We start from the raw sequence: 6,559 nt of genomic DNA on the forward strand, positions 1-6,559 counted from the left end.
ACGTCTACACGCTTCCCGCCGACGAGCCGGACGTGATCCGTGCGTTCCAGCTCTACCGGACTGCCGACGACGCCGCGGCTTTCCTGCGGACACCCGAGTATCTCGAGTACGCAGACGTCGTAGGTGAGCATCTCGACGGGCCGCCACACGTCGCCTCGGCTCCAGCGGCGTGGGTCAAGCCATGATCGGCGCTATCACTCGACGAGCAGCCTGAACCCCGGACTTTCAGTCGAGTGATATCGCGCAGCTGACCGCACGCCGACGTGCCGATCTGTGCGGTCGCGGCTCCGAATGGTCGTCGCGGATATCGAGCGGGTCACTCGATGTGTATGCTGTTTTGCATGCAGAGCACGAGCGTTCGGATCGATACCGCGACTCATGACGATCTCAAACGTCTGGCGGCCGAATTCAACACGACCGTCGGAAACACGGTGACCCTCGCCGTTCGCGCGCTCCGTCAAGACCACATCGGGCAGCAGTTGAGTAGCGCGCTGGGCGGCGACGAGGACGCTTGGCTCGATGCAGACCTCGGGTGACGTGGTCGATCTCGATCTCGGTCGACCGGAGGGACGCGAAGCTGGGTTCCCCCATCCGGCGATCGTGATCACGGCCCAGCGAATTCTCGACGCGAATCCGTCCGTCGTCCACGTCGTCCCCCTCACCAGCACAATCCGGGAGTTTCATTCCGAGATCACGATTGCACCCGACAGCAAGAATGGATTGGATTCCCGTTCAGCAGCGCAATGCCAGCACGTTCGAGCAGTGTCGCCCCGGAGGATCGTGGCGACCCGAGGCAACATTGGGCCACTGCATCTGTCTCAGATCCGGGAAACGCTCGCCGTCCTCTTTGACCTCGCGTGATTTCGGGCGACCGGCCCGCGCCCAGCGGGTCAGTCGCCATCGGGGCCGACCCCGCCGCACATTCTCGTGCGAACACCCGCTCGGAGACGTGATGCCGATCGCGAGCGGGATCGGGTGCCCTTCGAAACCGTTGATATCGAGCGGCGGCGGGGACCCGTTCTGACTGAACTCGAGGTAGGTAGTCGCTTCGACCTCGTCGGGGCGGGTCACGTCGCTCGGGTTCGTCACCCGGTTGTCGGGATGTGCGCGATGCTGATGTGGTGGGAGTGGATGCCCACTCTGCAGAAGCGAGGGGCTCATGACGAGGTCAACACGAGCGAGCACAGCGATCGTGGCAGTCTGCCTCCTGGCCGCCACGGCCTGTAGCAGCGACGCGCCGACAGCAGAATCCCCGGCGACGACCGAGCCGGAGACGGAAGAACCCGCGGTCACCACGTCGTCGGACGATGGCGGCGCATCGGTCAGCGTTGTGCTGACCGACGGTGAAGTGTCCCCCGACCCGACCTCGGCCGATGCGGGCAGCGTGGAAATCGTGGCAAAGAACGTGGGCGGTCTCCTCCACAACTTGGTGATCGTGAGGGGTGACGACCCAGCGGCACTTCCGGTCGACGAAGACGGCGCGGTGATCGAGGCCGCTCTGCCCGAGGGTGAACTCATCGGCAGGATCGCGGCGGTTGATACCGGTACCGAGGAGTCGGCGCTGTTCGATCTTGATGCCGGCAGCTACATCCTCTTTTGCAACATCGTGGATCCAACTGCGATCCCGCCGAACCCAGTCAGCCACTTCGAGGCCGGTATGGTCACCACGCTCACCGTGACCTGACCAACCGAGACACCCGTGTAGAAGACATTCTCCGGCCGAGAGGATGACCTGACGCGAGCTTCAGTTCGTGGGTTCGTCGTCCGCGGTCGAGGAGCTGATCTGTGCATCCCAGGATGCGGTTCGGTGCGCATATCCACTCTCGACGAGCACCCGTCCACCCGCCCCTTATGGCGCAAACACGCGCACTCGCCGTGCGGGCCGAGCCGCACATAATGTGAGCGCCATCGGCTGGCCTTCAGAGCCGAGCATTGGCGTTGCCAAGCATCGCCGTCCGGGCCAGGTGACTCGATCGGACTATCCGAGAAGGATTGCGAGCACCGTTTCGAGATCACTCCGGTCGGCGCCATCGAACCAGCACGGGTGGGCATCATCGAGGAACGCTCGCCGCGCAGTGGCAAGCCGTTTTCGATCCTTCTTTGTCGTCGCCTCGGCCCACTGGACCAACTTCGGATCTCGTGCTGCGCACATCAAGAGAGTGGCGAGGTCTCGCTCGTGCTTCAGCTTGTCGAAGCGTGAGGCGGACACGACCTCGTTGCGGCAGCCGACTTGGCCACAATCGCTCCGAGCAGGTTCGGGATGCGAACCTCGAACCGTTCGCCTGCGAGTTCCACGATGACGGGCTCCGCACGCTTGACCGCTTGGGTGGCGCCCGGCGCTTGTACGACGCGTCCCTGACCGATCTCGACCGGCTCGGGTCCGAGGCCGTCGGATCCGAGGCCGTCGGGTGCGAGTAAGTCGATCTTGGCGTCACCCTTGGTGAATCGAACAATCCCCTCCGGCGACTGCCCGAAGCCGAAATCGTCCGCGACGAGCGCGTCGGCCACATCTCGTAGGGCATTGCGTGTGAACGTACGGACGTCGACCACGATGTCGCCGTCGTCGGTCGTGCTTGGCACATCGACTCCCCAAGCGGTCGCGTGGATGGCGACCATCTGCCCGCCGACGACCGCCCATGTCTGAGTGTTCGCCGAGGTGACCAGTCGGCTGATCGCCGTCCACGTTGCGCGCGCGGCGGGGTGCAGTCGACCCGAACGGATAGCCATCGAAGGGTTGTCTCGTGTCGACGAACCGCTGTCATTGACAAGGTGTCGCTTGTCAGCAATTTGTCAGCAGAATGTCCGCGAACTGGACGAAACGAGCGGAAATCAGACGACACGAGACGACATGGCCCGCCACCGAAAACGAGCACTGACCAGGCCAAACGTCATCGAACGAGACTCGACAAGATCTCCAGATACCGGAGTTCAAGTCCCATCTTCGACACCATGAAGAATGACGTTGACCAGGGCTCAGGCCCTGGTCAACGTCATTTCGGGCGATGTTGTGCCGGGGTCGAAACGCCGAAATCGGCCGTTTGTCCGCGATTGTCAGCACGGGGTTCGTCCCCGGCGCAGCGGCGCCGGCCGGTCGGTTGGATCGCTAGGCCGAGATTGGCCGCAAGCGTCAGGATTGAGAGTGAACTGCAGCGAGATCTGGGAACTCGTCGCTGTTGCCAGCTGCCAGCGACGAGGTAGCTTCGGGACCAGCTCGTGAGAGCAGAGCGAGCGCCTTACCCGGTGGTTCAGCGGACAAGATCGGGAACCAGTACGAGCACTGGTGGACTGCGCTGCGGATCGCAGATGTACTCGATGGGACTGTGAATCGAGTGCGTCTTGAACCGCCCGGAGACCTCGGCGCTGGCGCCGAGTCCACCATCGAGCAATCCGGCACACCTGGGCCGAGCAAGCCAAGGGTGCCGACTCGGGCGGTTCATGGACTTTCACGCGCCTGATCGCGCAGAACGTCTTGTCGGCAGCGAAGCTGCACCTTGACGCTGGCAGGTCGTTCCGGTTTGTCGGGTCGACATCATCAGCGCTGGGGTTGTGTGGGCGAAACTCTTCACCTGTGTACCTGTCGGTTCAGGTCACTACGAGATGTCGCCTGAGTCATCCGCAACTCCGAGCTGATCACTCACTTGGCGAACGCAATCTCCTCGCTGCGTGCCAAGCTGCGCTCGATCGAATCCGGATCGGAGATCAGAATCGAGGTGAGCCAGACGCCGTTCTGAATGATGAGGATGTCGGCTGCCCGACGACGTACCTCATCGGGGTCGACGTCCGGGCGAGCTGCGGCGATCAGCACCGCCAGCCCGTCCCGATAGCGCGTCTGTGCCTGGTGGTTGATCTCGGCGAAGACCGGGTCGACGCTGGCCAATGACCACAACTGAAGCCGGAGGGCAAGATAGTCGGTCGTCAAGAACTCCGTATCGGTGGCGCGGCGCAGTGCGAACCGCAAGCGCGCTTCGGCGTCGAGCCCGAAATCGGGTACGACGATCCTGGCATCCTCGTCGCCGAGTCGACGCAAGGCAGCAGCAATGAGCGACGTCTTGTTGTCGAAGTAGTAGTTCATGAGGCCGAGCGCTACGTCAGCCTGCCTCGCGACGGCTCGCATGCTGGTCGCTGCGATGCCGTCGCGTGCTAGTACGGCCATCACGGCGTCGAGGATGTGGTTCTCTTTGTCGGTCAACGTCTGATGTTCGACGCCTGCCGCCGGACCACCAGTCATCGAACGGCCGTTGGCGGGCTCGCGCGGTCGGCGGGCGTGGTCTCGACGGTGGTGCGGATGTCGGTTGTGGCGCGCAACATCGCGGTGATCAGTGCGTCGCGTCGCGTCGCGATCTGCTCGGTCGGTACGTCACCGAGCGAGGTCGAGAGCTGACGGACGAGTTCGCCAGCCACTTCGGGATTGAGGTGTGGCGTGCCGAGGTCGTCCCACCATCGGTTGAAGCTGTCGCTGTACCGTTCGCAGAATGCGGCCAGGCCGCCCTCGCCGGCTCCGAGATGAAAAAGCGTCGTCGGACCCATTGCGGCCCAACGCAGTCCCGGGCCTGCCCAGACGGCAGTGTCGACATCATCGACACGGGCCACGCCTTCCATCACTAGGTGGATGGCTTCTCGCCAGAGCGCGGCTTGCAGACGATTGGCCACGTGGCCGGGGACCTCGCGCTGCACTTCGATCGTGACCTTGCCGACCGATTCGTAAAACGCCCGAGCGTCGTCGACGACGCCGGGCGCGGTGTGCCCGTTGCCCAGCACCTCGACGAGCGGGATGAGGTGTGGCGGGTTGAAGGGATGGCCCAAGACGAACCGACCGGGTGATGCCCAGCCGCCTTGCATCTCGGTCAGGGTGAGCCCCGATGCCGACGACGCCACGATTGCATTGCTGCGCAGCGCCGACTCGATCTCGGCGAACAGCTCGTGCTTGATCGCCAACCGTTCGGGCACGCTTTCCTGCACGAAGTCGGCTCCCTCGACGGCGGATCGCGGGTCCGCGTGGAACGTCACGGCGTCGGGATCGCCGTCGCCGGCCAGCCCGATCTCGACGAGCGTCGGCCACGCCGACTCGACGTAGCGACGGACTTGATGTTCGGCGCCGGCAGCCGGGTCGTAGACGGCGACGGACGTACCTGCTGCCAGAAAGAGTGCGGTCCAACTTGCACCGATCACTCCGCCACCGAGCGACGCTGTGTGGGCGACCACGGGGGCACGGCCATCGGCGACCATCAGTGCGCCACCATGACGTGACGCACCGCGGTGAAGGCATCGAGTGAGAACACCGACATGTCACAGCCGGTTCCCGATCCCTTCATCGCCGCCCACGGCATCTCGGGCGTCGCGACGCCGTGGGTGTTGACCCAGGTGAACCCGTAACGCAGTCGGCTGGAGACGTCCATCGCTCGACCCGCGTCGCGTGTCCAGACCGACGACGCCAGTCCGTAGCGACCGGCGTTCGCGTGGCTGATCGCATCGTCTGCGTCGGTGAAACGAGACACCGACACAACCGGCCCGAACACTTCGCTGTAGGCGATCTCGGCGTCGTTGTCGGCGTCGGCAATCACCGTCGGTGCGTAGAAGAAGCCCTCGCCGCCGCGGGAACTACCACCTGTCGCGACTTCGGCGCACTCACGTGCCCGGTCCACGAACCCGGCGACGCGCTCACGATGGGCCGCCGAGACCAACGGGCCCATTTCGGTTCCTTCCGAACGGGGATGGCCAGTGACAATCTCGCCGACCGCGTCGGTGAGCCGTGCGACAAGGTCGTCATAAATCGACGATTGGGCCATGACCCGGCAGGGCTGAGCGCAGTCTTGCCCGGCGTTGAAGAACGAGCCCTCCCGAATCGTCTCCACGACCGCGTCGAGGTCGGCGTCGTCGAACACGATGACCGGTGCTTTGCCGCCGAGTTCGAGGTGGGTGTGGCGGATCTGTTCGGCCGCTGCTCGAAGGGCCGCCCGACCTGTGGCAGGTGAACCGGTGACGCTGATCGCCTCGACGGTGGGCGCGTTGATCAGTTGGTCCCCGACGGTCGGGCCGTCGCCGTGGACAACGTTGACGACGCCCCTCGGGACGATGTCCGCGAGCAGTTCGGCCAGCCGCAACGTCGACAGCGGAGTGACCTCGGACGGTTTGAGCGTCACGGTGCAGCCGGCTGCGAGCGGCGCAGCGAGTTTCCATGCGGCCATCATCATCGGGTAGTTCCACGGTGCAATGGCAGCGACCGGGCCGACCGGATCGCGCCGGATCATCGACGTGTGTCCCGCGACGTACTCGCCGGCGGCGACACCGCTCATCGTGCGGGCCGCTCCCGCCATGAAGCGGTACGTGTCGATCGTCAGTGGCATCTCGTCGTCGTGCGCCGACGGCCACGGTTTGCCGACGTCGAGCGATTCGAGCGCAGCGAGTTCCTCGCTGTGCGTTTCGATCACGTCGGCGATGGTGTGGAGCAGCGCCGATCGTTCGGCCGGGGTCGTGCGACCGTACGACGCGAAGGCCTGGTCGGCAGCCCGCGAGGCGGTGTCGACCTGCTCGGCGCTCGCCGTGTCGATCGCGGCGAGCG

At 64.8% G+C, this 6,559-nt stretch carries 7 protein-coding genes and 1 pseudogene; 4 read left to right on the plus strand and 4 right to left on the minus strand.

What is annotated here, in order from left to right:
* The 4 genes and pseudogenes from WBV89_RS10285 to WBV89_RS10300 form a co-directional block, all read left to right on the plus strand.
* A pseudogene (locus tag WBV89_RS10285) lies at nucleotides 1-185 on the plus strand (putative quinol monooxygenase); the annotation flags it as partial.
* 156 nt (nucleotides 186-341) lie between these two features.
* Nucleotides 342-536 carry a hypothetical protein gene (locus tag WBV89_RS10290; RefSeq protein WP_423981251.1) on the plus strand — a complete coding sequence of 65 codons (195 nt, stop codon included), beginning with the start codon at nucleotides 342-344 and terminating at the stop codon, nucleotides 534-536.
* Entirely contained in the window at nucleotides 520-861 is a 342-nt protein-coding gene (locus WBV89_RS10295) for a type II toxin-antitoxin system PemK/MazF family toxin (RefSeq protein WP_423981252.1), read from the plus strand. The genes WBV89_RS10290 and WBV89_RS10295 overlap by 17 nt, the downstream gene beginning before the upstream one ends.
* Before the next feature lie 469 nt (nucleotides 862-1,330).
* The gene (locus tag WBV89_RS10300) at nucleotides 1,331-1,684 is read left to right on the plus strand and encodes a hypothetical protein (protein ID WP_423981253.1); all 354 of its coding nucleotides are present in this window, start codon (nucleotides 1,331-1,333) and stop codon (nucleotides 1,682-1,684) included.
* Between the two features lie 497 nt (nucleotides 1,685-2,181).
* Here WBV89_RS10300 and WBV89_RS10305 read toward each other — a convergent pair whose 3' ends face one another.
* The 4 genes from WBV89_RS10305 to WBV89_RS10320 all read right to left on the minus strand — a co-directional run.
* A complete protein-coding gene (locus WBV89_RS10305; protein ID WP_423981254.1) occupies nucleotides 2,182-2,727 on the minus strand; it encodes a hypothetical protein in 546 nt (181 codons plus the stop codon).
* Between the two features lie 907 nt (nucleotides 2,728-3,634).
* Nucleotides 3,635-4,189, minus strand: coding sequence for a TetR/AcrR family transcriptional regulator (locus WBV89_RS10310; protein ID WP_423981255.1), 555 nt, complete (start codon nucleotides 4,187-4,189; stop codon nucleotides 3,635-3,637).
* A gap of 35 nt (nucleotides 4,190-4,224) precedes the next feature.
* Nucleotides 4,225-5,226, minus strand: coding sequence for a 3-hydroxyacyl-CoA dehydrogenase NAD-binding domain-containing protein (locus WBV89_RS10315; protein WP_423981256.1), 1,002 nt, complete (start codon nucleotides 5,224-5,226; stop codon nucleotides 4,225-4,227).
* Nucleotides 5,226-6,559: aminobutyraldehyde dehydrogenase (locus WBV89_RS10320; RefSeq protein ID WP_423981257.1), on the minus strand; the 1,334-nt coding region annotated here is incomplete at its 5' end. The genes WBV89_RS10315 and WBV89_RS10320, both read right to left, overlap by 1 nt.

It is taken from the genome of Ilumatobacter sp., from assembly GCF_049588435.1.
Lineage (GTDB): Bacteria > Actinomycetota > Acidimicrobiia > Acidimicrobiales > Ilumatobacteraceae > Ilumatobacter_A.